Origin of the sequence: Methylobacterium nodulans ORS 2060 (assembly GCF_000022085.1) — a bacterium.
GTDB classification, from domain to species: domain Bacteria; phylum Pseudomonadota; class Alphaproteobacteria; order Rhizobiales; family Beijerinckiaceae; genus Methylobacterium; species Methylobacterium nodulans.
The window spans coordinates 425,772-450,525 of sequence record NC_011887.1 but is presented as its reverse complement, the minus strand read 5'-3'; the positions used below and the strand labels follow the sequence as shown (position 1 = coordinate 450,525).

Genomic DNA, 24,754 nt, shown 5'->3' with positions numbered 1-24,754 from the left:
CCGTGCGGAACCTGACGGATCTCTACTACTTCGCCAAGGTGGCCGAGCATGGCGGCTTCTCGGCCGCCAGTCGGGTGCTCGACCAGCCGAAATCGACGCTGAGCCGCCGCATCGCAGCGCTGGAACGCGACCTCGGGGTCCGGCTGATCCAGCGCACCAACAACCGCTTCGCGCTGACGGAGATCGGCAGCGCCTATGTGGCGCATTGCCAGGCGATGATCGCCGAGGCGCAGGCGGCGCAGCAGGTCGTGGAGAACTGGCGCGCTGAGCCGACCGGGACGCTGCGCGTCAGCTGCCCGATCGCGCTCGCCCAGGCCCGCGTCTCCGAGATCGTCGCGCGCTTCATGATCGCCCATCCGGGCGTTTCCGTCCGCTTCATCGCCACGAACCGGACGGTCGACCTGATCGAGGAGGGCATCGACGTGGCGTTGCGGGTGCGCTTCCCGCCGCTCGAAGAATCGGATCTCGTCATGCGGGTGCTGTCGGACAGCACCCAGGCGATCGTGGGGGCGCCGGCCCTCCTCGACCGCCTCGGCCGTCCCTCCGCCCCGGAGGCTCTGGCGGGTATGGATGCGCTCGACCTGATCCGCCAGGACCGGAACCATGTCTGGCACCTGACGCACCAGGACGGGCGCAGCGTCGCGATTCCCTTTGCGCCGCGCCTTGTGTCGGACGACATGCTCACCCTGCGCCAGGCCGCCCGGGAGGGGGTCGGGGTCGTCCGCCTGCCCACCTATCTGGTGCAGGCGGCCCTGGACAAGGGCGACCTCGAAGCCGTGCTTCCGGCCTGGACGCCGCGCAGCGGCATCATCCACGCCGTCCTGCCGTCCCGTCGCGGTCTCGCGCGGGCCACGCGCCTGTTCGTCGACAGCCTGGTCGAGGGTTTCAGGCAGCCCGCACGCAGATAGGGGGACCGTGATCCCGGCCGAGGCCGTGCGGGTTCGCCCGAGCCGGACGGTCCCGCGCCGCAGCATCGTGATGCGGCGCTCCAGCGCGCTCCCCGCCGCAGTGGATGCCGGTTCGGCGCAAGGGAGCGCGAAAAATCAAAGACTGAAGAGCCGTACCCGTTTCAACCGAAACGGGCACGGCTCTAGCGCGACCACCTCTGCCTCCTCGTTCGCCTTCGCGCTCACGGCGGCCAGGCGCTGCCCGTATCCACCCGCGACACAGTCAGGCGTGCACATCCGTCGCCTCGTCCTCATCCTCGCCGGTTCCGGCCTCGATGGTCTCCCCTCGCAGGTAGCGCGCCTGCGCCTCGGCCACGCGCCTCACCGCTTGCACATGGCGGATCGACACCGTGCCGGCGGATGTCGGGGCCGCTCCCCGCTTGATGGCGAGAAGCTCCGGGTCGCCCCAGCGGTCGAGCAGGACCTGGAAAGCTTCGTGCCGGGATGCGTCGAAGGCGATGCGTTGGCCCATCATGTCCTTGTACGGATGGGCTGGGTGGATGCCCGCGCAGGGGACCCAACCCGTTGGAATCGGGGTCGTCGCCGCATGCGTACGTCCGCTCCGCAGGAGCTTCGGCAGTACGTGCGTATGGGGCCCCTCAGGGCTGGTGCCGCCGGGCCCGGGGATCGGGGCATAGACTTCGACACGGCCGATGCGAGCGAGAAACACCCGGTGCGGGCTCATCGCCACGAGATGCGGCCCAATCGGGTTGCCTGGATCGAACAGAGGCCGTCCCGCGCCCGCCCGCAGGCATGCGATGGCGTCCGGGTCTCGGGTGCGCACGCAGGCATCCACCGCGAGCAGGTCGAGACCGAGGTCAAACAGCACCCCGTCCCGGTCCTGTTCCCGGGCCGCGTTACGGTCCGGACCAAGTTCCGTCACCACGCCGCGCCGGCTCATGGCGCAGGCATCCTCCGGCAGGCAGAGGGCAACGGCGTGGTTCCAGCCCGAGGCGACGGCGGTCTCGTAGGCAACCGGCCGCAGGTCGGGACACGCGGTCAGGGCGATGGCGCCTCGGGTGGTCGCCATGCCCATCCGCTCGTCCGGCAGAGCCATGACCGGTTCGTCCGGATCGCGCATGAACTCCGCAATGGCGCCGAAGCTGCCGAGGCTCCATGCGGTGCCGGGATCGGCCAGCGCCTCCCGCAGGAGCGCGGCAACCTCCTCATGGCGGGATGATTGCGCCATCGCTCTCCTCCTTGACCGCCCCTGAACGTGCCCAGGGCAGGATGTATCTCGTTCCGTCCGGGGCTCGTCCCCGGCGTGCCGTCACGCCGAACACCTCGGCGAGCAGCGCGTCCGTCAGTGCCTCTTCCGGATGGCCGTCCGCGACGAGCCGGCCGCCCTTCAGCACGACGATGCGGTCGCAGAAGCGGGCTGCGAGCCCGAGGTCGTGCAGGACGGCGACCACGCCGGCGCCGTCGCGCGCGACAGCCCGGAGCAGGGCCATGGCGTCGAGCTGGTGCGCCGGGTCCAGGGCCGTGACCGGCTCATCGGCCAGCAGCCACTCGGCCTCGACCGCGAGCGCCCGGGCGAGCAGCGCGCGCATGCGCTCGCCCGAGGACAGGGTCGGCTCGGGCCGGTCAGCGAGATGCTCGACGTCGGTGCGCACCATCGCGCGCGCGATGGCGACCTCGTCGGCATCGGTGAGAGGCGCGAAGGCGCGGCGATGCGGCAGCCGGCCGAGTGCCACGATCTCGCGCACCGTCATCGGCCACCCGACCCCCGCTCCTTGGAACAGGGCCGCAACACGACGGGCGCGCTCGTCACGGCACATGCCGGACGTGCTGCGTCCCTCGAGGGTGACGCTGCCCTCCGTCGGGGCGACCAGCGCCGCCAGGACGCGCAGGAGCGTGGTCTTGCCGGCGCCGTTCGGGCCGACCAACCCGACGAAACGGCCTCGTTCCAGAGCAATGCTGACGTCGGAGAGAACCGTCCGGCCGTCGAGCGTCACGCGGATGTCCCGTGCGGCCAGGCTCATGCCCGGCTCCCGCGGTTGCGCAGGAGCAGGACGATCAGGAAAGGCGCGCCGACGAGCGCCGTCACGACCCCGAGCTTGAGTTCGGGCCGGGTGGCGAGCAGCCGCACACCGATGTCCGCGGACAGGACCAGCGCCGCGCCCGCCAGCCCGCTCGGCCACAGGCATGCGCCGGGACGCGCCCCGACCAGCGGACGCATGAGATGGGGCACGACGAGGCCGACGAAGCCGATGGCGCCGCTGACCGCGACCCCGCTGCCGACCGCGAGGGCCGCACCCGTGACCAGGCGCAGGCGTGCGGAGACGAGACCGACACCGAGACTCGCCGCAGTGTCCTCGCCGAGCGCGAGGGCATCGAGGGCCGATGCCGTCGAGAGCATCAACCCCCAGCCGATGGCCATCAACGGCAGGCAGAGGAGGACGTGATCCATGCTGCGGTCGGCGAGCGAGCCCATGAGCCAGAATACGATCTCGAGCGCCGCGTAGGGGTTCGGCGACAGGTTGAGCGCGAGCGCGGTCAGGGCGCCGGCAAGGCTCGACAGGCCGACGCCGGCCAGGATGAGGCCGAGCGTGCTGCTGCCGCGCGCCGCGAGGAGGTTGAGGAGGAGCGCCGCACCGGCCGCACCCGCGATGCCCCCGAGCGGCAGGGCAAGGCTGAGGGAGGCGGCGAACCCACCGTAGAAGACGACCACGGCGCCGAGCGCAGCGGCCGACGAGATGCCGAGGATGCCGGGGTCGGCGAGTGGGTTGCGCAGGTAGCCCTGCATCACCGCCCCCGTGAGGCCGAGGCTGAACCCGACGACGCCCCCGAGCAGGGCGCGCGGGATGCGCAGCTCCCACAGCACCAGGGCCGGGAGCGTGGTTCTGCCCGCGAGGAGGTCCGCGAAGGCTGCCTGGACGTCGAAGGGCGCGTACCCGATGGCGATGGAGGCGAGCGTCAGGGCGACGACCGTGACGGCGAGGAGAACGACGACGGTCCGGCCGGCCGCCGACGTGCCGAACCGCCGCGATGCGGAGCGAGCGAGGGTCGGGACGGCCGCATTCATGGGAGGGGCGCCATCTCGTTCGCCGCCTTGGCAAGCCGCGCCACGACCTCGGCGACCTGAGGGCCAGGGCAGGTCCAGAAGCGGTTCGGGATCGCGACCGTTCGGCCGTCACGGCTCAGGGCCCGGAAGACGGGATGGTGCAGGAGCGTGTCGGCGAGCGAGGGCGCCCTGGGCTCGCTCTCGTCGACGACGATCAGGTCCGCGCCCGCGAGCGCCGCGGCTTCGAGCGGCACCTGCCCGAAGCGGTCGCGGCCGAGCTCGGCCGCGACGTTGACGAGGCCGGCGGCACGGATGAGCGCGTCGCCAGGCTGCCCGGAGCGACCGTGAAGGCGTTCGGGCGCATCACCAGAACCCTCAAGGGACGAGTGGAGGGGGTAACGGCGGCGAGCTTCGCGTCGAGTTCCGCGACCATCGCCGCGCCCCGCTCGGACCGACCCAATGCCGCCGCCATGTGCCGGATCTGCGTGCGCACGCCGTCGAGGTCGGCCGGCGCGCCGAGTTCGAGCACCGGGAAGCCGACGCGCTTCAGCATGCCGACGGTCGTGCGCGTGGTGAAGGCACCCGCAATGACGAGATCGGGACGGAGCGCGACGATCTCCTCCGTGAGGCCGCGCGTCACCGGTACGCCGGCGGCCTCGGCCGCGACCGTCGAGCCGCGCGGGTCCCGAGCGAGATAGCTGACGGCCGAGACCTGTGCGCGGTCGGCGAGCCGGAGGACGAGTTCATCCGCGCACAGGTTCATCGAGACCACGCGTGCCGGCACCTCCGCCGTGCCGGCGGCGCGAGCCGCCGCAGGCACGGCGGTCAGCAGGACCGAGAGAATGAGAGCGCCTCGCAACGGCATCGGCATCCTCAGAACGAGGTCAGGCGTACGCCACCGTAGACGGCGAGCCCCGGGCCGAGGAACCCGGTTGGGTTCTGGTAGCGCTGATCGAACAGGTTATCGATGCGCGCGAACAAGGTCGTCGTTTCCGAGCACGCGTAGTTGGCCGACAGGTTGACAAGGGTGAGGCTGGGGTTCTTCAGCCGCGTCACCGAAAAGTCCCGGTTGCCATCGACGAACGAGCCGATGGAGATCAGCGTGCCGGTGAGCGTCAGGTTCGGCAGTGGCGTCCAGATGCCGGTGAGGCTGACCTTATGACGGGGACGCCGCAGCAGCTCCTGATTCGCGACTTCGTCCTTGGTCACGGTGTTGGTGTAGTCGACCCGGGCGCTCAGCGTATCGGTGAGCTTGACCGAGACGAAGCTCTCCGCGCCGTAGGCGACGGCTCGGCCGACATTCACGTTGGTCGCGTAGGTCGGGAGGTAGGCCGTCTGGATCAGGTTGCGGAAATCGGTCTCGAAATAGGTCGCCCCAACGAGCACACGCTCGCCCAGCTTGCGCTCAAGATCCGGCAAAGTCTTTTTCCTTCAGAGATTTACGACTTGGCCGCCTTGTCAGTTCGGGACTTTATTCGGGAGTTCGTGCGACGGGAAGCAGTATCGGCGGCGGTCTCGACCATCGCTTGCCGCAGGTCGTCCAGGTCCGCGTGAGCATACTTCTCCGTCACGCTCAGGTGCGGGTCAGCGTGAAGCGGTAGGCTCCGCAGCGCGAGATGTCCGCGCTGCGCTTGATCATGTCGGCGAAGGCAACGCCGAACAGGTCCTTGGCCCGGAGGTCAGCGAGCATCGGACGTCTCCGGTGGCTCGCCGTAAGCCTCGACTGTGCGCCGCAGGGCTTGCGTGCTGATGCTGCGACGGAACCCGACGACGATGACCTCGCCGATCTCGCCCTCCATGCCCGCGATCAGGGCGTAGCGGGCGTACTCCACGAAGGGCTTTAGCGCCTCGCGCAGGCGGACGATCTCGTCCACTCGGTCGCCCAGATCGCACAGCACCTCCTGGTGCTCCGTTCTGAGTGCGGCGAATGCCGCCTCCGTCGCTGCGACGAGCTTCTTGTGCTCGGCGACGGTCAGTTGGCCTTGCCGGGCGGCCTCCACCGAGAGCCGAGTATGGTGGATCGGGCAGCGGCCGAGCCAGAGCCAGAAGAGGGTCTTCCAGCCTCGGAGAGTGTGGGGCCAGCGGTAGCGCATCAGCGGTGCTCCGACACGTACAGGGACCGCCGCGGCGGCAGGGATTTCACGAGGGGCGTGGTGGCGCGGTGCGCGGGGCGCCCAGCGGGCATGGGCCGCCCGCCGGCGAGCGGTCGTGCGTGCGGGTCACGGATGCCGTTGTGGGCGTCAGCTTGCCGCTTCGCCTTGTCGATGTGCGCCCGGTCCCGCTTCGTCTTGGCGGTATGGCAATCGGTGCAGAGCACCTGAGCATTGGCCAGGATCGACGGGCCGCCGAGGGCATCCGGTAGGATGTGGTCAACCTGGAAGCGGCCGGGCTGGAGTTCGCAGGGGCAACGCTCTCCGGTTGTCCGCCGCCGTCGAGCGCGGCAAGGGCTTCGAGCCTGCCGATTCGCGCTCCGGCTACCTCCCGCTCCGCCGCGAGGCGTGAGCCATGCGCTCCATCACGCTTTTCCCGATCCGCCGGCCACCACCTGGCCCTGCCGGCGGCGCGCCCGGGCCGGCCACCCGCCCCATCCAGTCCCGGCCCGGGCGCAATCCTGATCGCGTCGCCGACAGCGGTGATGCCCCGGAGCCTGCTGCCCCCAGCAGGCGGTTCAGCGCCACGCCCTATCGGCTCTGCTGTACGGCGACGCCGGCTCCGAACGACCACACCGAGCTCGGCCAGCACAGCGAATTCCTCGGTGTGCTGCGCCCGCCGGAGATGCTGTCCCGCTGGTTCATCGCCGACCAAGTCAACGCGGGCCGCTACCGGCTGAAGAAACCCGCCGTTCGACCTTTCTGGGACTGGGTTGCCTCGTGGGCCCGGTGCGTCTCCCTGCCGTCCGACCTCGGCTTCTCGGACGAGGGCTTCAGGATGCCCGAGCTGGTGGTCCGCCGGCACATCGTCCAGGCGGACCGCTCCGTTGATGCCGGCGAGGAGAAGAGCGGGCAGGGGCGCCTGTTCCGCATCCCGAGCGCCTCGGCGACCTCGATCCACCAGGAGAAGCGCCTCACCGAGGACGAGCGGGCGCTGCGCGTCGCCGAGCTGGTGCGCGCCGAGCCGGCCGAGGCGTGGATCTGCTGGGTTGAGACGGACTACGACGCCGACGCGTTGCGCGAGGCCTTGCCGGAGGCCGTCGAAGTTCGCGGCAGCCACCACATCGACCTGAAGGAGGAGCGGCTGGCCGCCTTCTCCTCCGGCCAGATCCGCATCCTGATCACCAAGCCGAGCATCGCGGGATTCGGGCTGAACTGGCAGCACTGCGCCCGCATGGCCTTCATGGGCCTCTCGTTCTCCTACGAGTCCTTCTATCAGGCCGTGCGCCGCTGCTGGCGCTTCCGACAGACGCGGAACGTGCATGCCCATGTGGTCTGTGCCGACACCGAGGCGTCGATCTGGGACGTCGTGAACCGGAAGTCGGGCGACCACTCAGCGATGAAGGCCGAGATGGCCGCCGCCATGGCGCGCGCCGCCCGCTCGCACCGCGTCCTCGAAACCTACGATCCGCAGCAAGGGGCACGCCTGCCGGCGTGGATGGTGCCGTGACCGCCAACGTCTTCGCCTCGCACATCAGCCAGCGCTTTGCCGCCTACCACGTCGACACGGTCGAATTCACAAAAGAGATGCCGGACGACTGCGTCGATTTTTCCGTGTACTCGCCGCCGTTCTCCTCTCTGTACATCTACAGCGAGAGCGAGCGCGACATGGGCAATGTCGGCTCGGATGATGAGTTCCAGGCCCACTATCGCTATCTCGTGAAGGAGCTTTTCAGGATTACGAAGCCCGGACGCCTGACTGCGATCCACGTCAAGGATCTGGTCTACTACTCGAACGCCAGCGAGCGCGGTGACCGCGGCATCCGGGATTTCACGGGTGCCTGCATCCGCACTCACGTGCAGGAGGGCTGGAGCTTCCACCGTCGCATCACCATCGACCGCTGCCCGGTCCGGGAGATGCAGAAGACGAAGAGCGATCGGCTCCTCTACAAGAACTTCCGCACCGATGCGGCGCGCACAGGCGGAGGCCTGCCCGAATACATCGTCGTGTTCCGCAAATGGGCCGATGGCATGGATGCCGTGCCGCCCGTGCTGCACGATCCGGCCGAGCACCCGCTGGAGAGCTGGCAGGACCTCGCCCAGCCGATCTGGATGACGAGCGGGATCTGGTACGACACCGACGAGACCGACGTGCTGAACGTCCGGGTGGCGCGGGACGCGGAGGCCGAGAAGCACCTCTGCCCGATGCCGCTGGACCTCACCGAGCGGCTGGTGCGCCAGTACACCAACCCGGATGAGACAGTCTATTCACCGTTCATGGGCATCGGCTCTGAAGGCTATCAGAGCTTGTTGCAGGGGCGCCGCTTCATTGGAACCGAACTCAAGCAGTCCTACTACACGCAGGCGGTGCGCTATCTTACGGAGGCCGAGCAGCGCGGCACCACCGCGACCCTGTTCACGCACATGGCCGCCGCCGAGTAGCGGCCATGAATGCGCCGTCGCATCCCACCATCCAGCAGCAGATCGACGAGGTGCTGTGCTGCGCCTTGTCGATCGAGGCGGCTGTCCGCGCCTGGGAGCAGGCCCCAGAGAAGCGCCGCGCCGTCGAGACCGGCTGTTGCCGGTCCAAGATCGAGCCGCTCCGCGCTGCGGTCCGCACGCTCGAACTCGTCCGCGACAACGCTGACGAGTTCCGGGCCGCCATCATCGCCAAGCGGGGGAGGGATGCTGCGTGAGCAAGGTCTCTCGCCGGCAGCTTGCGCTGCTCGCATCTTGCCCGCAGTGCGGTGCACGCCGCGGCATGGCGTGCCAGGGTGTGCGGGGAAATCGGAAGGCTCCGCATCAAGCGCGACTGAAGAACCTGCTCGCACGCGCGACGAAGGAAGCCGGCCACCTCGGCGACGAGGTGCCTCCAGCCCGCATGAAGCGGCAGGGCTTCTACTGGTCCGACGAGTGGCGTGCCGTTCGGTATCAGGCGCTCAAGCTGCACGGCGGGGCCTGCCAGTGCTGCGGCGCTCGCGGCACGAAGCGCGCCCCCCTGCACGTCGACCATATCAAGCCCCGATCGCGCTATCCGCACCTCGCGCTGGAGATCTCGAACCTCCAGGTGCTCTGCGAGGACTGCAACCTCGGCAAGGGCGCGAGCGACGACACGGATTGGCGTCCGGCTCCGGCGAGGCTGCAATGAGCGCATATCCGAGCCTGCCACTCTTCACCGACGCCTTCATCGCCGACACGGGCCATCTCTCGGCTGCGGAGACCGGCGCATACCTGATGCTGCTCATGGTGGCCTGGCGATCGCCTGGCTGTAGTCTGCCGGTCCTCGCCACGCAGGCTGTTGGCGAGGGCGGTCGCACCCTCGCCAAGGGGCTCTACCTCTCCGTTCTCGCCCGCTATCCCGCTTGGGCGATCGAGCAGGCCTGCAATCGGTTCGCTCAAGGCTTCGCGGGCGATCGGAAGTTCATGCCCTCGCCCGGCGATCTGGCGCACGAGGTGCGGCGGCTGATTGAGCCGCAGGTTGCCGAGCGTGCGCGCCTGAGCCGCGTGCTCGATGCCGAGGTCATCCCCGATCCCGATCCAACCATGGCCGAGAAGGCCCGCAAGGCCGCGGCCGACCTCGCGGCGCGGCTGGCGATGCCGGGCGAGGAGCGACCGACACCGGAGGCCGAGGCTGAAGCCGCCACGAACCATCTCGAGCAGCTGAAGGCCCAGGGCCTCGGCGGCCTGAAACTCTCCGAGGCAACGGTGGCCAAGATGCTCGGCCGGCCGGCGCAGCACGCTGAGCCGGCCTAACCCCATCCCGTTTCCACGGGCTCACCCCGAGGCTCAAGCGCCTCTCTCACAACAGGACAACACCATGTCCGACACCACGACCTCCCCGTTGCCCACCCAGGACCTAGTCAGCCTGACCGCCGGCATCGTCGGCGCCTACGTCGCCCACACCGCCGTTCCCCCTGCAGAGCTGCCCGACCTCATCGCCTCGGTGCACGGCGCACTCGCGAGTCTCGGCCAGCCCTCCGAGCCCGAGACGCCCGTCCTCGTCCCGTCGGTGCCGATCAAGCGGACCGTCACGCCGGACGCGATCATCAGCCTGGAGGACGGCAAGCCCTACAAGTCGCTGAAGCGCCACCTGCGCACCCACGGGCTCACGCCCGAGCGGTACCGGGCCAAGTGGGGCCTTCCGCTCGATTATCCGATGGTCGCGGCGAACTACGCGGCGCAACGCTCCGAGCTGGCCAAGAACTCTGGGCTGGGCCGCAAGGGTGCAGCTGGGCGCAGCGGCGGCCGTTCGCAGGCGAAGGCGCGCTGAGGAGCCCTAAGCAGTGTGAGCCTGCAGGGGAGCCCTGGAGCGAACGGCAGAGGCGGCGAGGAGCCGAGCGAGGTGGCAGAGCCCCCTGAGCCTGCTGATCCGCTCCCTGCGTGGACCGCCAAGGACATCGAGCGGTGGGTCATCATCCCGATGCGGCTCCTGCGGGAATCCGCGGTCGCCACCAGGCCCGGCAATGCGCTGCGCTCTACCGACCTGGAGCAGCCGAGCGCCAGCTTCGACATTCTGGCGTTTGCCCACACGGTGCTGACCGACAAGGACGAGTTCCTGGCGCTGACGACTTACGCGCGCATCCGGGCGGCCGGCGGGGACGCGGAGGCCTCGATTGCGGAGTGGTGCCGTGAGAAGGGTTGGCAAGAGCGCACCTTTCACCGACGGCGCGTGCGGGCTTGTGAGCGGCTCGCCGCGGCAAAGAACGCGGCGAGCTTGGCCGAAGGCGAAAATCGGTCTGGGTTCGGAACTCGACCAGCTAGACGGTGAGAGGCGGCTGTCGGTGACTCTCTGCCTTTCCTACCCGCTGCTGCATTCCTCATCCTGCCGCCCGACAGCGTGGTCCTGGCTCAGGATGAGAGAACCGCGGCAGAGAACAGCGGCCGCGACGAAGAGCTCGACAGCGAGCCCCTGTTTGGCTTCACCGAAGGCTCCGACATGGGCGAGCCCGGCGAGAAGGAACCGGAGCTCCTGGCGCAATCGGCTGTCCGTGGTGATGCCCACGGGCAGGTGTCAGACGAGGACCGGTGGCCCCCTCCGGCTGACCGGCCCCCGTCCCTTTGCGAGGAGTCTCGCTGGCGGCGCGGGGACGTGCGGGGGAGACACCCGCGCCGACCGCCGGTAACTCGCCGGCCGACCAATCAGTTCCGATGGATCGCGCAGGAGGCCACCAGCGGCCGATCGTGCCTGTCGAGTCCCCGCCCCCGGCACCGCCGGCCCCCTCAAACGCCGCCTGCGACTCTCCTGCGGCCCGGGGCGGGCGTCCAGGCGCATCGGATCGCGCGGGCGGACTTGCGCTCGGCGGTCACCTCGACGCGGAGCAACTCCTCCGTCGACCGGCGGAGTTCAGCCGCCTGACGGTTCCACTCCGTGATCGTCTCTTCGACCTGCCGCAGCACCTCGGCGAGGTTGGGGTCCTTCATGACCGGTTGCCATCAATCGTTGGGGCACAAGGCCCACGAGTCGACGTCCGGTTGCTCGTCTGGTTCCGCTGCGCCGGCCGACGGTCACCTCTGCCGCGTCCTCAACAAGCGATCGACAAGCTTGAGCACGGCGCGCCATAATGCTCCCGATAACGCGGATGAGCAGATAATAATCGCTTTTTTAAGGCGAGGTCAGGTTCTATAGAATAAATCTATAATCTAAGTGCTTATAAGACAGACGATGGGACGATATTATTGCAGATTGCGAAGAAGAATGTGACTCCAGCGAGGAGAGCGGTTGGAACGGCTATCAGGGGCTGAAAACAAGAAAAGCCCGCCACAGTAAACCGGGCGGGCGAAGGCAGCTCGTAGGTAATTACCCACGCCCGTGGCGGTAGGATCAGGCGCGGATGATGTTGAGGATAGTGGCGAAGGTGCCGGCCCCCGAGAGGCGGGCCGTGTCGACGACGGTGCGCACGTCCGCCTCACCCGCGGCCGCCCACATGGCCCGATAGCCGTTCGTCACCTTCCGCTGCACCACTGCCGGGCGCAGCGCGCGCTCGCAAGCGTTGTTGGTGACCGCCACGCGGCCGGGATGGTCGAGGAAGACCAGGAGCTGGTCGCGGGCTCGGCCGATCTTGGCTTGCAGAGCGCGGGTCAGATCGCAGCGGCTTGGTGCAGCGAGGATGGCGGACAGCTGCCGATCCAGGGCCCGGCGCTTGGCCGAGAGCGTCGAGGCGGCCAGGTCGGTGACGCGCTCGGCCAGGCTGAACACGCTTCCCAGCCAGAGTTGTAGGCGCAGCGGCACGGGGTCGTCGCTGACCTCGACCGCGTAGGCGACGTCACGGGCCAAATGCGCCAGGCAGGTCTGGTGATGCTCACCGTGGCCCTGCTGGGCGGTGTAGCGGTCCGACAGCCACACGGACGGCCGGTGTCCGTCCATCATCGCGTGCACCACCGCGGCGGCCCGCGTCGAGGCCGCGTGATGAACGACCGCTGCGTCCGAGCGGAACACCCAATGATACGAGTTGCTGCCCTCGATGCGCACGCCGGTCTCATCCGAGGCGACTACCGCGGCCCGGCGCAGCGCCGAGACCGCAGCTTCGCGATCGGCACGGAACTGCCTCTGGGCCCGACGCAGCAGGTTCATCAGCCCGCCCTGGCTCAAGGTGAGCCCGAACAGGTCCGACAACGCGGCCTGCAGCCGCTCGTAGGACAGAGCCTGGAAGGTCTTCAGATACACCGCCACCGCGTGCAGGCGCGGGCCGAACGGCGTGCCGCGTGCGGCCTGCGGCACTGGAGCGACGACGCGCGTGCCACAAGCCGGGCAGCGGACGGCGAGCCGTTGATGCTGGGTGACCATCGGTGCCACCGCGGGCAAGTCGATCTGCTCGCACACGCTGACGATCTCGGCCGGCAGATCCGGAGCCAGAACACCTCCGCAGCAGGGGCAGTGACCCGGGCGGTGAGCGACGATCTCGTCGGGATCGGGGCTGAGCGTTCGGCTATGTCCCTCGTGACCCGGCTTGGCGCCGCCGGGCTTGGCCTGCTCGCGCCGCTCCTTGCGGTCGGTCGAGGGCGGCTTGGACGAGGTGCGCGAGGTCTTCTCGGGGCGCTGCAGCCGCAGCACCAGCTCGATCAGCTCCTGCTTGCTCAGGCGTTCCAGCTCGCTGCGGCCCATCCCACGAGGGAATCAGCCAAATCGCCTCCCGGCAAGAGGCGCGGCGAACTCCCTCTAGCGGCCTCGCTTGTGGGTCACGCCGCGCTCGCGCGCACCCCGTGGGTAATTACGCTCGTAGACAAGTGGCACTAGAAGTACACGCCTCAGGCGGCGAGGCAATCCTGCCGTTTGGACTAGGCCGGCGCGGTTTGCATGTTGCACAGCACCAGCTCATTCACCCAGTTCAGGGCACGCTGGATGTGAGCGCCCGTCGTCGCCGGAAATGCGCCCGCCCGCGTGAGGCCGGCCCCATTCGCATAAGAGCGGCGTATGGAATCGGCCTTGGCCACGTAGAGGACTGACCGTCCATCGAGCACGCCGACCTGCGCCGTCTCGCTGGCCTCCTGCATCACGGCCTTGGCCGTCGAGACAGCGATGTCGCCGAAGTCGAGCTGCCTCTCGAAGGCGCTCCCCTGGACCAGCACCTGAGGCCCAAGCGCGACGTCGCCGTTCTCGAAGAACCCGGATGGCCCTGTGAGTGGAGAGCGTGTGGACGATCTCGTAGGTCGCGCTCCGCGGCAGGTCGAGCGCCTACGCGATCTCGTCGACCCGCATATAGCCGCCGCGCTCGGCGAGGAGCGCCAGGCTTCGCAGGCCGCGATCGAGCGCCGGGACCAGCCTCATGGCGCGTAGGCTCCGGCCAGATAGAGCTCGCGCAGGCGGCGCTTGTCGACCTTTCCCGTGCTGATGCGCGGCAGGGCAGGGACGAAGCGGATCTCGGTCGGCTTCTTGTAGGCGGCAAGATGATCGCGGCAGGCCGCGAGGAGCTGATCCGCTCCGACCTGCGCCCCGGCCTCGCGCACGACGACGGCCACGACGGTCTCGATCCAGCGCGCGTGGGGCGCGCCGATCACCGCGGCCTCCGCGACGCCGGGCACGGCCGCGATCACCCGCTCGACCTCGGCGGGATAAACGTTGAACCCGCCGGTGATGATGACGTCCCGCCTTCGCCCGACGATCTCGATGCGTCCCGAAGGGTCCTGCCGTCCGAGGTCGCCGCTCGCGTACCAGCCTTCCGCATCGAGAACCTCGCGGGTCTGATCGGGATTGTTCCAGTACCCGATCATGACGTTCGGGCCGCGGACGCGGATCTCGCCGACCTCTCCCGGAGGTGCGCAAACCTCCACGGCAGCGCCCGGGACGGGCGACCCGGCGCTCGACAGGCGCGCGCGCTCCCCATCGCCGGCCCGATGCTCGGTCGTCGCGAGCGCCGTCACGGGGATCAGGGCCTCGCTCATCCCGTAGACCTGGAGGAGCGTGTCTCCGAGAACGGCTCGGGCCCGCACTAGGGCATCCGCCGCGATGCTCGATCCGCCGTAAGGCAGCACCTTCAGGCTCGGGAGGAGCGGCCCCTCGTCCCGCCCGGCGATTAGGTCGAGCACCATGGTGGGAACCAAGGGCATGCAGGTCGCCCCAATCTGCCGCGCAACCGCGACGGCGCGCGCGGGATCGAACCGGCGCAGGGTCGCGATGGCGGCGCCGTTCGCCGCGTAGGCGGACGCGACCGAACCGCTGAAGTGGCTCATCGGGGCGACATGGAGAAGAACGTCGCCCGGCCCGATTGGCGGGAGGATGGAGGCCATGCGCGTCGCCATCGCGTGCCAGTTGCGATGCGTGTTCATGGCGCCCTTCGGTCGTCCCGTCGTGCCGGACGTGTACATCAGGGACGCGAGGTCGTCAGGGCCGATCGCCGGCAGGGCCGGCGCGGTGGCCTCCGCCATCAGTGCGTCGAGGGAGAGGGTGGCAGCGGGGTGCGGCTCGGCACTCACGACGGTCGCCTCGCATCTCAGGGCACCCGCGACCGCCGCCTCGCAGATCACCACTGCCGCCTCGCAATCCGCCGCGATGAAATCGATCTCCTCGGGATGCAGGCGGGGGCTCAGCGCGACGCGGACGAAGCCCCACAGGGCGAGCGCGCGCTCGATCACGACCGTCTCGGGCCGGTTGTCCAGTGCGATCACCACGCGCGCCCCGCGCGTCACGCCAAGGCCAGAGAGCCGGCCCGCGCAGCGACTCGCGGCGCCCAGGACGTCCGCGTAGGACCAGGCGCCCTCCGGCCTCACGACGGCGACCTGCCCAGCGAAGTTCGCGTGCGCGGCCAGAAGAAGGGCCGCCCAAGTCTCCAGATGGGACGAGGCCTCTGGTCGGCCCGGCGCTTCCTCTGCCATGCTCGTCAGACGTCCCGTTCGCGGATCTCGCTCCACAGCGCATTCATAGCAGCGATCATCTCGTCGTCCGATGCGCCCTGCCGCAGGAGGCGGTGCAGCACCTCCCCGCCTTCGCGCTGGAAGGCGGGGTAGCCCGGGAGGCGGGGCCGTACGAAGGACGCATCGAGGGAGGCAAGGGTCGGCGCAAAGAAGTTCGGGCAGATCGTGTTGACCCGCTCGTCGATCCAGGCTTCCCGATGGGCAGGCTGGCCGCCCGCTTCCGTGTAGAGGCCGCGCTGCGTTCCGCTGGCGGCGACGAAGCGCAGCACGGCGGCCGCGGCTTCGAGGTCGCGACACTGCCGGGAAACGCACAGGCCGACGCCGCCCAGCATCCCACCGATCACCGCCCCGTCCATCGACGGCACGCCGCAGAAGCCGAGCGGCCGCTCGTAGGAGGAGGGCCGCGCGTAGTTGGAGTAGCCGAAGGCGATCGGCGTGTAGACCACGTCGTCGTTCCCGACCATGTGGTCGAAGATCTGGATGGGGTCGCTGTCCCACGACATGGGATGCAGCGCGTCGAGGAGCGAGCGCAGGAGCGCGAGCGCCGCCCGTGCCGTCTCCGGGTCGAAACCGTCGTCTCGCCACCAGCGCGGGCGCAGGTCGGCCTGGGTGCTCCGGTCCGCGGCGACCGCATGGCAGATCGTGCCGAAGGCGAGCAGGACGTGCGTCGGATTGGCCGGCATCGCCACCGACCTCCCGGCCGGCAGCGCGTCCACGAGCGCCCGGACCTCCGCCCAGCTCCGCGGCACCGCGCGGCCGAGATCGGCCAAGAGGTCCGCCCGGAAGGCCGCGACCTGTGCCGCCGCATCGACCGGGATCGCCCAGAGCCGGTCCTTCCAGAGGTAGCTCTGGAAGCTCGGACCGACGGAGCTTGCCCGCAGCTCATCGACAAATGCCTCGCCCACGATGCCGTCGACCGGATGGAGGGCGCCCTGCCGGAACGCGTCGCCCAGGAAGGGGTGGTCGATCGCGATGAGGTCGTACTGCGTGGCGAGGTGCTGGATCGAGGCTTCCTCGAACCCCTGGAGGGAGCGGGCATCCCAGGTCACCGCCACGCCGCGGTCGCGCAACGGCGGCACGCAGGCCACGAGCGGATCGAGGCCCCGGGGATGGCTCCAAGTCATCCCCCGGAGCGAGGGTTGCTGCGCCATGATCGGTTGCCCCCGCTTCTCAACCCTGCGGCTTGCGGCCAGCGAGCGCCTGCCGCACGACCGCGTCATGCTGGCCGATCGTCGGCACGGGAAGCCGGTTCGCGCCGTGGACCCCGCTTATGCGGAAAGGCAGGCCGACCGCCTGGACCTGCTTGCCGCCGGGCGCATCGATCGCCTCGACGTAGCCGTTGGCCTCGACCTGCGGATGGCGCACCATCTCGGCGACGGACTGGACAGGCGCGACCCACATGCCCTTCTCGGTCAGCTCGGCGATCCACTCGTCCGACGTCCGGGTGCGCAGCTTCTCGACCAGGATCGCGTTGATCTCGTCGCGGCGCAGGAACCACTCGTCATCGGTGCACGCGACGAGCGACGGATCGAGCGCGAAGATCTCGGCGAGCTTCGCGCGCGGCGTCATCGACATCGCCATGAAGCCGTCCCGCGTCTGGTAGACGCCGTAGGGCGCATCGGTCCACGGGGCCGCGATGCCCGAGGAACTGCGCTCCCACGTCAGGTCGGTGTTCATGGAGACGAGGGCCTCCTGGCACTGGATCATGAGGGAGGTCCCCAGGAGGCTCGCCTCGATCTGGCGCGGCGTGCCGTTCTCCCGCGCGTCGAGGACCGCCGACGCGATCGCGAAGCTCAGGAGGAATCCCGTGGAGGCGTCGAGGATCGGCGCCGCGACCGGGACGGGCGGACCGTTCCCCGGGCCGCTGTTGGCGGCGAGCCCGCTCATCGACTGGAGCAGCATGTCCTGCCCGGGCCGCTTTACGAGCGGCCCCTCGGCCCCGAAGCCCGAGCCGGACGCGTAGACCAGACGCGGATTGTGCTTCACCAGGTCGTCGTAGCCGAAGCCGAGCTTGTCCATCACGCCGGGGCGGAAGTTCTCGACCACGACGTCGCAGGACTTCACGAGATCGAACAGGAAGCTCCGGTCGGCCTCGTCGTTGAGGTCGGCCGTGACCGCCAGCTTGTTGCGGTTCATTGCCAGGAAGTAGGGGGACTCGCCGTGGAGCCGGCGGCCGCGCGGCATGTAGCTGCGTTCCCACTCCCCGTTGACGGGCCGTTCGACCTTGATCACCACGGCCCCGAGGTCGCCGAGCAACTGCGTGGCGACCGGGCCCATCATCATCTGGGTGAAGTCGAGGACGGTGACGTTCCGAAGCGGACCCTTGCCACGGTACTCACTGAGGAATTCGGTCGTGCTCATGCGGCGCTCCGGCGATCGACGGCGAGGATGTGAAGGCAGCTGAAGACCGTCGCGCCGTCCTGGTTGAGGCCCGTGTACTGCTTGGTGACGAGGCCGATCTCGGGCCTGCGGTGCGGCTTGAGGTCGACTACCTCCGAGCGCGCCACCAGCGTGTCGCCGGCCCGCAAGGGACCAGGAAAGCGCATCTTCTCGTAGCCGTACGAGATCGCCCGCATGTTGTACTCCACGTTGAGCCCGGTCACGAGTGCGAAGGTCAGCACGCCGTGCACCAGGCGGCCGCCGTAGCGGGCGTCGGCGAAGGTGCGGTCGATGTGCGCGGGATGGAAGTCCAGCGTCAGACCCGCGAACATGTTGATATCCGCTTGGTCGATCGTGCGGCGACGCTCCACGTCCCGCTCACCCAGCGTGTAGTCCTCGAAGAATCGTTCGACGGTCTGCCAGCCTGGCATGGCTCTGGTCCTTCTAGGAGACGAATAGGGCGAACGGCTTGTGTCGCCGATCGGTCGGCGCTTCGACCCTGGACCCCACGTCGCGGAGGTGGCCGAGGCGTTCGGCCACGGTGAGAGGCGGATCGTGGAGCGCCAGCTTGCCCCGCCGCGGAGGTGATTACCTCCGGGGGCAGGCACCGCTCGACGACCCGCAGGCTCGGCGTGGTCGCGCCTCTTCAGGCCTCCGTGAGCGACCGCGCGCGGCCCCAGACCCCGACGGCCACGACGCCGACGATGCAGATCGCGGCCGACAGGCCGAAGGTCAGGACCCAGGACTTCGTCTGGTCCACGATGACGCCGACGATCAGCGGCGCGAGGATTCCCGACGTGTTGGCGATCAGGTGAACGAAGCCCACGACGCCGCCGAGCTTCTCGCCGGGAATCGTGTCGGAGATCATCAGGAAGTACTGGGCGCCCGTCAGGTAGAGCAGGAAGATCACGCCCGACATGAGCAGCACCGCCGCCGTGATCGTCTCGACGTAGCCGACGCCCGCGAGGAGCGCTGCCGTACCGACGAGCCCGACCAGGATGACGCCGCGCCGCGCCGCCGCCGGACGGCCGGTCCGCGCCGCGATCCAGTCCGTGAGCACGCCGCCCAGCATGTAGCCCAGCACGCCGAGCGCCCAGGGAAGCGCGCCCACGATCGCGACCTCCTTGATGTTCACGCCGCGCGCTTCCACGAGGTAGACCGGAAACCACGACAGGAAGGTGTAGAGCACCCAGGCGTAGCCGAAGAAGGCGATCGACGTCGCGAGAACGTGCGGCTGGCGAATATAGTAGCCTACCGAGTGTGGGGCGCCACCCGGCGACGCCGGGCTCTGGGCGACAACTGCGGCGTCGGCCTTCATCTCGTCCACTTCGGCCTGGCCGGCCCAGGGATGCTGCCCGGGCGTGTCGCGCACGATGACGAACCAGCCGATCGTCATCAGGATGCCGATGACACCCAGGACGATGAAGGGCAGGCGCCAGTCGCCATTGTAGGCGATGAGGCCGGCCACGAGCGGCGTCCCGATCAGGCCGCCGAGCGGCGTGGAGCCCTGCGAGATCCCGACCGCCAGCCCCATCTGCTTCTGCGGAAACCAGTTCCTCATCGTCTTGATGGTGACGGAGCCCTGCGGACCCTCGCCGAGGCCGAAGAGCAGCCGAATGATCAGGAAGCTGACGTAACCGGCTCCGGCTGCGGTCAGCCCCGTGAAGATGCTCCACCAACCCACGGCGGCGCCCATCACGGCGCGTGGTCCGTACTTATCGGCGAGCCAACCGCCGACGAAGCAGAACGGCGCGTACCCCACGAAGAAGATGCTTGAGATCAAGCCGAATTCGGTCTTGGTCAGGTTGAATTCATGGATGATTGAGGCGCCCGCCACTCCGAGAGCCGACCGGTCCGCGTAGTTCAGGATCAGGACGCCGGCGGTAATGGCGAGAACAGCCCAGCGGATTCTCATCACGCCGGTCGACGCCGTGCTGACGGCCAGCTTGCCTGGTGATGCCATTGTCTTCCCCTCCCTTATTGTCTGATATTTCAGACAGTTTTCAACATTTCAGACAAGTTGAAGTGGTAATGCCGTCCAACTGTCAAGATTGGTTCCGCCTCGTCAGCTCATCCGACGATCCCTCACGAAGCGCCGCGCGACACACAGGGCATCGTCGGTCCCGAAGGAACCGGGTTTGGTGACGCAGCGCAGCCCGTCGTGGCTCCCTCCCAGGATGCGGGCGACAGGCACGCCGGGCAGCAGCTCGCTGCCTGACAGGACGAGTCCATGCGCTCCCATGAGGACGAGGAGGGTGTCGGCCGTCGAGCCACCGGAGACGATGAGACCGGACACGAGCCCGAGGAGCGGTTCGGCGCAACGCGCGATCCTCTCCTCCATCGCCGACGCGGCCGCGCGGGTCGGTGGCGCAAGCAGGCGGGCGGCCGATGGCCCGAGAGTGTCCGGGCGCGCGCACAGCACCACGTCGCGGCCGGCGGACAAGGCGCGGCGGGCCTCCTCCGACGTTGACGGGGCATCGACGGACAGGAGCGTACATTCGCCCTCCTCACGAAGGGCGAGCACCTGACGGTGCGTCGCCTCGCTGAGCGAGCCGGCGATAACGAGCACGGGCATGCCCGCGTTGCGACCGAGGAGGCGAGCGATCGAGGCGCCCATCCCGTAGGTGCCGAAGAAAAGCCGCACGTCGGCGGCAATTGCCGCCGAGACAGTCCGGTCGAGATCCGATTGCGTCTCGCAGTCCGCGATCGTGATGCGGCCGGACCACTCGCCCGTCTTGATCTCGCCAGCCCGAACGGTATCGAGGTCGAGATGCCGCAACGGCCGTCCGCAGGCCAGGAAGAAGCTCCCGACCTCGTCGGTGGCGAGGGACGCTCCCGGATCGAGCGCGGCGATGACGTCCAGTAGCGGCCTACCGTCGACCAGTTGGCGGCCCGCGCGCGTCGTCCTTCCCGTCGGGGGCGAGGCCGTCACGACCAGCGCGCTGTCCGCGCCGGCGGCCGCCATTGTGGCGGCCGCCTCGACGGCGATCGGCCCGCGTAGCAGGCTGTCCAGCTTCTTGAACAGGTAGGCCGGCTGCAGGGTCACCGCTCGCGTCAGGGCGTCGCGCGTGATCGCATCCGCCTCCTCAGGAGAGCGGTTGCGCGTATCCGTGGTCACGACGATGATCTCGGGGCCGTACCTCACGGCGGCGTCGACCTCGGAGACCCGCGCGACCAGGGTCGCGAGCCCCTGGCGCGCGAACTCGGCGCCGACGCTGTTGCCGCCCGACAGATCGTCGGCAAGAACGGCGACCTTGATGCTCATCGCGCCCGCGCCGCACGACTGGCGGCCAGCTCGGCCGCCAGCACCACCGCGCGCTGCATGACGTTCGCGCGCCCGATGCCCTTCCAGGCGATATCGTAGGCCGTGCCGTGACCGGCTGTCGTGCGGATGATCGGCGTGCCGGAAATCACCGTGACGTAGCCGTAGCGCTTCAGCGGGATCACGCCCTGATCGTGATACATGCCGATCACGCCGTCATAGGCACCGCGGTCCGCCCGGTCGTAGACGCTGTCCGCCGGGCCGGGGCCTTCGATGCGGATGCCTTCGGCGCGCAGGCGCTCGAGCACCGGAATCACGTGCTCGATCTCTTCGCGACCGAACAGGCCACCGTCGCCGGCGTGTGGGTTCAGGCCGGCCACGCCGATCAATGGGTCATCAATGCCCCACAGCTCCTTCAGCGAGGCCACCGCCTTGCGGATCACGAGTTCGATGCGCGGCTGGGTCACGAGTGCGATCGCCTGAGAGAGCGATACGTGCGAGGAGACGAGGAAGACCCGCATCTTCCCCCCGGTCAGGATCGTGAACGGGTCCGTCGACCGGCTCTCCTCGGCGAAGATCTCGGTCTGACCTGGGTAGATCTCGCCGGCCGCGTGCATCGCCTCCTTGTTGGTCGGCGCCGAGGCGACGGCGTCGATCTCGCCCGAGAGGGCCATCCGCGCGGCGCGGCGGATGTACTCGACGAAGGCGCGCCCGCAAGCCGCGCTGATGCGTCCGGGCTCGAAGTCTGAGCGGGCGATGTTGCGAAGGTCCAGGACGTCGATCGTGCCGTCGCGGAATTCTGCCTCCGCGACGGAGGAGACCGCACGGATCTCGCACGGCAGGCCGGTCAGCGCGACGGCGTCCCGCATGATGCCGGCGTCGCCGATGACGATCGCGTGGCAGGCCTCGCGGACCTCCGGCTCGACGAGGGCTCGGACGACGATCTCCGGGCCGATGCCGGCGGCATCGCCCATCGTCACCCCGATGACGGGTTTTACGGCGGCGCTCACTGAACGGCCCCGTTCAGCGCGAGCTTGCCCGGATTGAGGATGCCCTCGGGGTCGAGGGCCGCCTTCACGAGCTGAAGCAGGCGATGGCCACCGTCGAGCTCCTGCGGGAGGAAGGGCGCACGCTGGCGGCCCACGCCGTGGTGATGGGCGAGGCTGCCGCCGAAGGCGAGCGCCTTCCGCATCACCCGGTCCCAGACCTGCCGGTACTGCTCTAGCACCGACGCGGTGTCGGCGCCTTCAAGCAGGACGATGACGTAGAGCGCACCGCCCGTCGAGTAGAAGTGGCTGTAGTGGCTCATCACGGTCGCGCAGTAGGGCGCCACCTCGGCCGTGATGGCCGCGTGGGCCTCCGCGAGCGTGCTCCAGGGCAGCGCGATCTCGATCGCGTCCGCCATGCGGCGCGGCCCTTCGTTGCCGGCCGTGAGCCAGTTCGCGTCGAATCGGTGCGCCTCCCACGCATTCCCGATGTCGGGGCCGAGCGAGATGCCGCCTTCTGCCTTCGCGATGGCCGCGAAGGCGGCCTGCTCCGCCGCCGCCACGCCGGACAGACCCTCGAAGCCCGCGATCAGCAGGGGCGGACCCGAGTCGCGTCCCACGCGGCGATACAGGTTTGCGGCCTCGGTCTCATCGTAGAGGCGCAGCACGGCCGGGCGCAGATGTGCCGCGTAGGCCTTGCGGACCGCCTCGACGCCTGCCGCGACGGAGGGGAACTGGTAGCCCTCGAAGATGCGTCGCTCGGCGCGCGGGAAGACCCGCAGCGTCGCCTGCGTGATCACCCCCAGCGTGCCTTCCGCACCGATGAAGAGCTGCTGCAGCGCCGGGCCGGACGAGTTGCGCGGCGTGTTGCGGAAGGCCGTGACCGACCCGTCCGCTCCGACGACGCGAAGCGCCAGGACCAGTTCTTCGATACCGCCGTACTTGTTGGAGAACGTTCCGGTCGAGCGCGTCGAGATCAGGCCGCCGATGCTCGCCAGATGCAGAGACTGCGGATAGTGGCCGAGCGTGAAGCCGCGCTCGTTCAGCCAGTTCTCGAGCTCGCCCCCGAGACAGCCTGGCTCGACCGTCACGAAGCCGTCCGTCGCATTGAAGGCGACGATGCGGCTCATGCCGCGCATGTCGATCACGACCGAACCGCTGTCGGGGACGGCCGCGCCGACCACGCCCGAGCCGGCCCCGTAGGTCACCAGCTTCGTGCCGGTGTCCCGACAGGCCGCGACGACGGCGATGCAGTCCTCCTCGCCGGTCGCGAAGACGACCGCATCGGGACGATGCCGGTCGAGCTCCTCGTCCGTCCACTTGGCCGCGCGCGGCCACCAATCGCGCGCGTGCGCCGTGCGGTCGGCCGCGTCCGCCGAGATCCTGAGGCTCGGCCGGGATGAGGCCAGGGCCTGGCTGAACGTCACCGTCATCGCTCTTCGCTCATGTTGGTATTTGTTCGTTTTTGTTCGTTTGTGTTATAACGCTGATCGGCCAGACGTTGTCAACCCTCCGATCGCCCAGGGCGGTGGAAGGACGGCCCGGGACGTGAGATGAGGCTATCGGCCGCGATCGGCCGCATGGAGGGACCGACCTTGCTGCGCGACGTGCGGCTGAATGGGATCGTCGATGCTCTACGCGACGGAAGGGTCCGCTCGACCGCGGAGCTGGCCCTTCAGTTCGGCGTCTCGGAGATGACCCTGCGGCGCGACCTCGACCACCTCGGCCGACGCGGCCTCGTCCGGCGCGTGCACGGCGGCGCCAGAGCGGCCGCCGGCGCCGATCCGGGGTACCACCGACGTGCCGAGGAGAATGCGGCCGCGAAGCACCGAGTCGGCCAAGCCGCAGCCCAGCTCGTGACACCGGGATCCTGCGTCTACCTTGACGCGGGGACGACGGCGCGGGAGGTCGGCCGCGCGATCGCGGAGCGGGCGCGCGCAGAAGGGCTGACGGCCCGGATCGTGACGCATGCCGTGAACATCGGCGCGGAGCTCGCCGGGATCGTCGGCCTCTCCGTTCATCAGCTCGGTGGCGAGGTCGATCCCGGCACCCTGGCGGCGACCGGCCCCGCGCTCGTCACCGAGCTACGCGGCCTCAACTTCGACCTCTACTTCATGGGTGTCACCGGCATTGATCCAGAGCGCGGTATGACGAACAGCACCCCGGTTGGGCTCGAGGTGAAGCGAGCGGCCATGAGCCGGGCTCGCGAGACCTGGGTGGTAGCGGATGTTAGCAAATGGCGCCAAGTCAGCGCCTACTACATCGCCTCGATGGACGCGATCACGGGGCTTGTAACCGATGCGGCACAAAACAGCAGGCCGCACTTGGAGATTGAGCGGGCTTCGCTAAAGCTCAAAGTCCTATCATCCTAGAGCGATATCCGATAGGTCGCGCTATAGGTGGCGAAACAGTTGCGTCATTCGGCTGGGCAAAAGCGGGTCAACACCTGTCCGTTGAAATGCCTAGAGGTTCGCTCGTCCGCGCTTTGCGTGGAATGGTATCAGCGACGCAGGGGTGCCGGGCTGCGCGGTTGTTCCAATTAAATCAATTCATTCCAAGCACCCGTGTCCGCTTTCCGGTCTCGGTCGTCCGAAAGCAGACCGACTGCTCTCGGCCACCATCAATCATTCGAGGCAATGAAATTGAAGTGCCCGAAAGCGAACGCTCTCAGAGTCCGCAACTGGTCAAGAGCACCGGTTGGCCCGGCCCGCCTCGAGGCTCGACGGCGGGTCGGAAGC

General features: G+C 69.0%; 25 protein-coding genes and 2 pseudogenes. 9 read left to right on the top strand and 18 right to left on the bottom strand.

What is annotated here, in order from left to right:
• Positions 1-2: 2 nt before the first annotated feature.
• Positions 3-908, top strand: coding sequence for a LysR substrate-binding domain-containing protein (locus MNOD_RS40565; protein ID WP_012631411.1), 906 nt, complete (start codon positions 3-5; stop codon positions 906-908).
• A 262-nt stretch (positions 909-1,170) separates the two neighbouring features.
• Here the strand turns inward: MNOD_RS40565 and MNOD_RS40560 are convergent, their stop codons facing one another.
• The 7 genes and pseudogenes from MNOD_RS40560 to MNOD_RS50920 all read right to left on the bottom strand — a co-directional run.
• On the bottom strand, positions 1,171-2,136 hold the full coding sequence (locus MNOD_RS40560; protein ID WP_012631409.1) for a DUF6925 family protein: 966 nt from the start codon (positions 2,134-2,136) through the stop codon (positions 1,171-1,173).
• On the bottom strand, positions 2,114-2,929 hold the full coding sequence (locus MNOD_RS40555) for an ABC transporter ATP-binding protein (protein ID WP_012631408.1): 816 nt from the start codon (positions 2,927-2,929) through the stop codon (positions 2,114-2,116). Before MNOD_RS40555 ends, MNOD_RS40560 begins: the two co-directional genes overlap by 23 nt.
• Positions 2,926-3,972 (bottom strand): FecCD family ABC transporter permease, encoded by a 1,047-nt coding sequence (locus MNOD_RS40550; RefSeq protein ID WP_012631407.1) that lies wholly within the window; start codon positions 3,970-3,972, stop codon positions 2,926-2,928. The genes MNOD_RS40555 and MNOD_RS40550 overlap by 4 nt, the downstream gene beginning before the upstream one ends.
• Positions 3,969-4,816: pseudogene (locus MNOD_RS40545) on the bottom strand (ABC transporter substrate-binding protein). Before MNOD_RS40545 ends, MNOD_RS40550 begins: the two are co-directional and overlap by 4 nt.
• An 8-nt stretch (positions 4,817-4,824) precedes the next feature.
• Positions 4,825-5,370, bottom strand: a complete 546-nt coding sequence (locus tag MNOD_RS40540; RefSeq protein ID WP_043754111.1) for a TonB-dependent receptor domain-containing protein — start codon at positions 5,368-5,370, stop codon at positions 4,825-4,827.
• Between the two features lie 260 nt (positions 5,371-5,630).
• Entirely contained in the window at positions 5,631-6,044 is a 414-nt protein-coding gene (locus MNOD_RS40535; RefSeq protein WP_012631406.1) for a hypothetical protein, read from the bottom strand.
• Positions 6,044-6,334 (bottom strand): annotated as a pseudogene (locus MNOD_RS50920) (HNH endonuclease); the annotation flags it as partial. The gene MNOD_RS40535 and the pseudogene MNOD_RS50920, both read right to left, overlap by 1 nt.
• 122 nt (positions 6,335-6,456) lie before the next feature.
• Between MNOD_RS50920 and MNOD_RS40525 the strand changes: the two are divergent.
• From MNOD_RS40525 to MNOD_RS40495, 7 genes are all read left to right on the top strand, one after another.
• The gene (locus tag MNOD_RS40525; RefSeq protein WP_198157703.1) at positions 6,457-7,551 is read left to right on the top strand and encodes a helicase-related protein; all 1,095 of its coding nucleotides are present in this window, start codon (positions 6,457-6,459) and stop codon (positions 7,549-7,551) included.
• Entirely contained in the window at positions 7,548-8,483 is a 936-nt protein-coding gene (locus MNOD_RS40520; RefSeq protein WP_012631405.1) for a DNA-methyltransferase, read from the top strand. The genes MNOD_RS40525 and MNOD_RS40520 overlap by 4 nt, the downstream gene beginning before the upstream one ends.
• Positions 8,484-8,488: 5 nt before the next feature.
• On the top strand, positions 8,489-8,737 hold the full coding sequence (locus tag MNOD_RS40515) for a hypothetical protein (RefSeq protein WP_012631404.1): 249 nt from the start codon (positions 8,489-8,491) through the stop codon (positions 8,735-8,737).
• Entirely contained in the window at positions 8,734-9,189 is a 456-nt protein-coding gene (locus MNOD_RS40510) for an HNH endonuclease (protein WP_012631403.1), read from the top strand. Before MNOD_RS40515 ends, MNOD_RS40510 begins: the two co-directional genes overlap by 4 nt.
• Positions 9,186-9,794: a DUF1376 domain-containing protein gene (locus MNOD_RS40505; protein WP_012631402.1), complete on the top strand. Its 609-nt coding sequence runs from the start codon at positions 9,186-9,188 to the stop codon at positions 9,792-9,794. The genes MNOD_RS40510 and MNOD_RS40505 overlap by 4 nt, the downstream gene beginning before the upstream one ends.
• 64 nt (positions 9,795-9,858) lie before the next feature.
• Entirely contained in the window at positions 9,859-10,311 is a 453-nt protein-coding gene (locus tag MNOD_RS40500; protein ID WP_012631401.1) for a Ros/MucR family transcriptional regulator, read from the top strand.
• Between the two features lie 72 nt (positions 10,312-10,383).
• Entirely contained in the window at positions 10,384-10,809 is a 426-nt protein-coding gene (locus MNOD_RS40495; RefSeq protein WP_012631379.1) for a hypothetical protein, read from the top strand.
• 452 nt (positions 10,810-11,261) lie between these two features.
• Here the strand turns inward: MNOD_RS40495 and MNOD_RS40485 are convergent, their stop codons facing one another.
• The 11 genes from MNOD_RS40485 to MNOD_RS40435 form a co-directional block, all read right to left on the bottom strand.
• Positions 11,262-11,462, bottom strand: coding sequence for a hypothetical protein (locus MNOD_RS40485; RefSeq protein ID WP_012631400.1), 201 nt, complete (start codon positions 11,460-11,462; stop codon positions 11,262-11,264).
• Positions 11,463-11,862: 400 nt separating this feature from the next.
• A complete protein-coding gene (locus MNOD_RS40480) occupies positions 11,863-13,143 on the bottom strand; it encodes an IS66-like element ISMno2 family transposase (protein WP_012631399.1) in 1,281 nt (426 codons plus the stop codon).
• A 173-nt stretch (positions 13,144-13,316) separates the two neighbouring features.
• Positions 13,317-13,607 (bottom strand): hypothetical protein, encoded by a 291-nt coding sequence (locus MNOD_RS40475; protein ID WP_012631398.1) that lies wholly within the window; start codon positions 13,605-13,607, stop codon positions 13,317-13,319.
• Between the two features lie 195 nt (positions 13,608-13,802).
• Complete coding sequence (locus tag MNOD_RS40470; protein WP_012631396.1) at positions 13,803-15,350, bottom strand: class I adenylate-forming enzyme family protein; 1,548 nt, start codon at positions 15,348-15,350, stop codon at positions 13,803-13,805.
• Between the two features lie 5 nt (positions 15,351-15,355).
• Complete coding sequence (locus MNOD_RS40465; RefSeq protein ID WP_012631395.1) at positions 15,356-16,540, bottom strand: extracellular solute-binding protein; 1,185 nt, start codon at positions 16,538-16,540, stop codon at positions 15,356-15,358.
• A 19-nt stretch (positions 16,541-16,559) separates the two neighbouring features.
• Positions 16,560-17,750, bottom strand: a complete 1,191-nt coding sequence (locus MNOD_RS40460) for a CaiB/BaiF CoA transferase family protein (protein ID WP_012631394.1) — start codon at positions 17,748-17,750, stop codon at positions 16,560-16,562.
• A complete protein-coding gene (locus MNOD_RS40455) occupies positions 17,747-18,199 on the bottom strand; it encodes a MaoC family dehydratase (RefSeq protein WP_012631393.1) in 453 nt (150 codons plus the stop codon). The genes MNOD_RS40460 and MNOD_RS40455 overlap by 4 nt, the downstream gene beginning before the upstream one ends.
• 215 nt (positions 18,200-18,414) lie before the next feature.
• On the bottom strand, positions 18,415-19,731 hold the full coding sequence (locus MNOD_RS40450; protein WP_244424882.1) for an MFS transporter: 1,317 nt from the start codon (positions 19,729-19,731) through the stop codon (positions 18,415-18,417).
• 102 nt (positions 19,732-19,833) lie between these two features.
• On the bottom strand, positions 19,834-21,033 hold the full coding sequence (locus tag MNOD_RS40445; protein ID WP_012631391.1) for a four-carbon acid sugar kinase family protein: 1,200 nt from the start codon (positions 21,031-21,033) through the stop codon (positions 19,834-19,836).
• A complete protein-coding gene (pdxA, locus tag MNOD_RS40440) occupies positions 21,030-22,040 on the bottom strand; it encodes a 4-hydroxythreonine-4-phosphate dehydrogenase PdxA (protein WP_012631390.1) in 1,011 nt (336 codons plus the stop codon). Before pdxA ends, MNOD_RS40445 begins: the two co-directional genes overlap by 4 nt.
• The gene (locus MNOD_RS40435) at positions 22,037-23,449 is read right to left on the bottom strand and encodes an FAD-binding oxidoreductase (protein ID WP_012631389.1); all 1,413 of its coding nucleotides are present in this window, start codon (positions 23,447-23,449) and stop codon (positions 22,037-22,039) included. The genes pdxA and MNOD_RS40435 overlap by 4 nt, the downstream gene beginning before the upstream one ends.
• Before the next feature lie 120 nt (positions 23,450-23,569).
• On the opposite strand from MNOD_RS40435, the gene MNOD_RS40430 reads away from it, so the two are divergent.
• Complete coding sequence (locus MNOD_RS40430) at positions 23,570-24,388, top strand: DeoR/GlpR family DNA-binding transcription regulator (RefSeq protein ID WP_050783643.1); 819 nt, start codon at positions 23,570-23,572, stop codon at positions 24,386-24,388.
• Positions 24,389-24,754 lie beyond the last annotated feature (366 nt).

Coding starts and splice junctions, on each gene's coding strand:
- MNOD_RS40525 (WP_198157703.1), top strand. CDS start 6,457: ATGCGCTCCATCACGCTTTTCCCGATCCGCCGGCCACCACCTGGCCCT.
- MNOD_RS40450 (WP_244424882.1), bottom strand. CDS start 19,731: ATGGCATCACCAGGCAAGCTGGCCGTCAGCACGGCGTCGACCGGCGTG.
- MNOD_RS40460 (WP_012631394.1), bottom strand. CDS start 17,750: ATGAGCACGACCGAATTCCTCAGTGAGTACCGTGGCAAGGGTCCGCTT.
- MNOD_RS40470 (WP_012631396.1), bottom strand. CDS start 15,350: ATGGCAGAGGAAGCGCCGGGCCGACCAGAGGCCTCGTCCCATCTGGAG.
- MNOD_RS40505 (WP_012631402.1), top strand. CDS start 9,186: ATGAGCGCATATCCGAGCCTGCCACTCTTCACCGACGCCTTCATCGCC.
- MNOD_RS40515 (WP_012631404.1), top strand. CDS start 8,489: ATGAATGCGCCGTCGCATCCCACCATCCAGCAGCAGATCGACGAGGTG.
- MNOD_RS40430 (WP_050783643.1), top strand. CDS start 23,570: ATGAGGCTATCGGCCGCGATCGGCCGCATGGAGGGACCGACCTTGCTG.
- MNOD_RS40535 (WP_012631406.1), bottom strand. CDS start 6,044: ATGCGCTACCGCTGGCCCCACACTCTCCGAGGCTGGAAGACCCTCTTC.
- MNOD_RS40435 (WP_012631389.1), bottom strand. CDS start 23,449: ATGACGGTGACGTTCAGCCAGGCCCTGGCCTCATCCCGGCCGAGCCTC.
- MNOD_RS40455 (WP_012631393.1), bottom strand. CDS start 18,199: ATGCCAGGCTGGCAGACCGTCGAACGATTCTTCGAGGACTACACGCTG.
- MNOD_RS40445 (WP_012631391.1), bottom strand. CDS start 21,033: ATGAGCATCAAGGTCGCCGTTCTTGCCGACGATCTGTCGGGCGGCAAC.
- MNOD_RS40485 (WP_012631400.1), bottom strand. CDS start 11,462: ATGAAGGACCCCAACCTCGCCGAGGTGCTGCGGCAGGTCGAAGAGACG.
- MNOD_RS40465 (WP_012631395.1), bottom strand. CDS start 16,540: ATGGCGCAGCAACCCTCGCTCCGGGGGATGACTTGGAGCCATCCCCGG.
- MNOD_RS40560 (WP_012631409.1), bottom strand. CDS start 2,136: ATGGCGCAATCATCCCGCCATGAGGAGGTTGCCGCGCTCCTGCGGGAG.
- MNOD_RS40480 (WP_012631399.1), bottom strand. CDS start 13,143: ATGGGCCGCAGCGAGCTGGAACGCCTGAGCAAGCAGGAGCTGATCGAG.
- MNOD_RS40550 (WP_012631407.1), bottom strand. CDS start 3,972: ATGAATGCGGCCGTCCCGACCCTCGCTCGCTCCGCATCGCGGCGGTTC.
- MNOD_RS40500 (WP_012631401.1), top strand. CDS start 9,859: ATGTCCGACACCACGACCTCCCCGTTGCCCACCCAGGACCTAGTCAGC.
- MNOD_RS40555 (WP_012631408.1), bottom strand. CDS start 2,929: ATGAGCCTGGCCGCACGGGACATCCGCGTGACGCTCGACGGCCGGACG.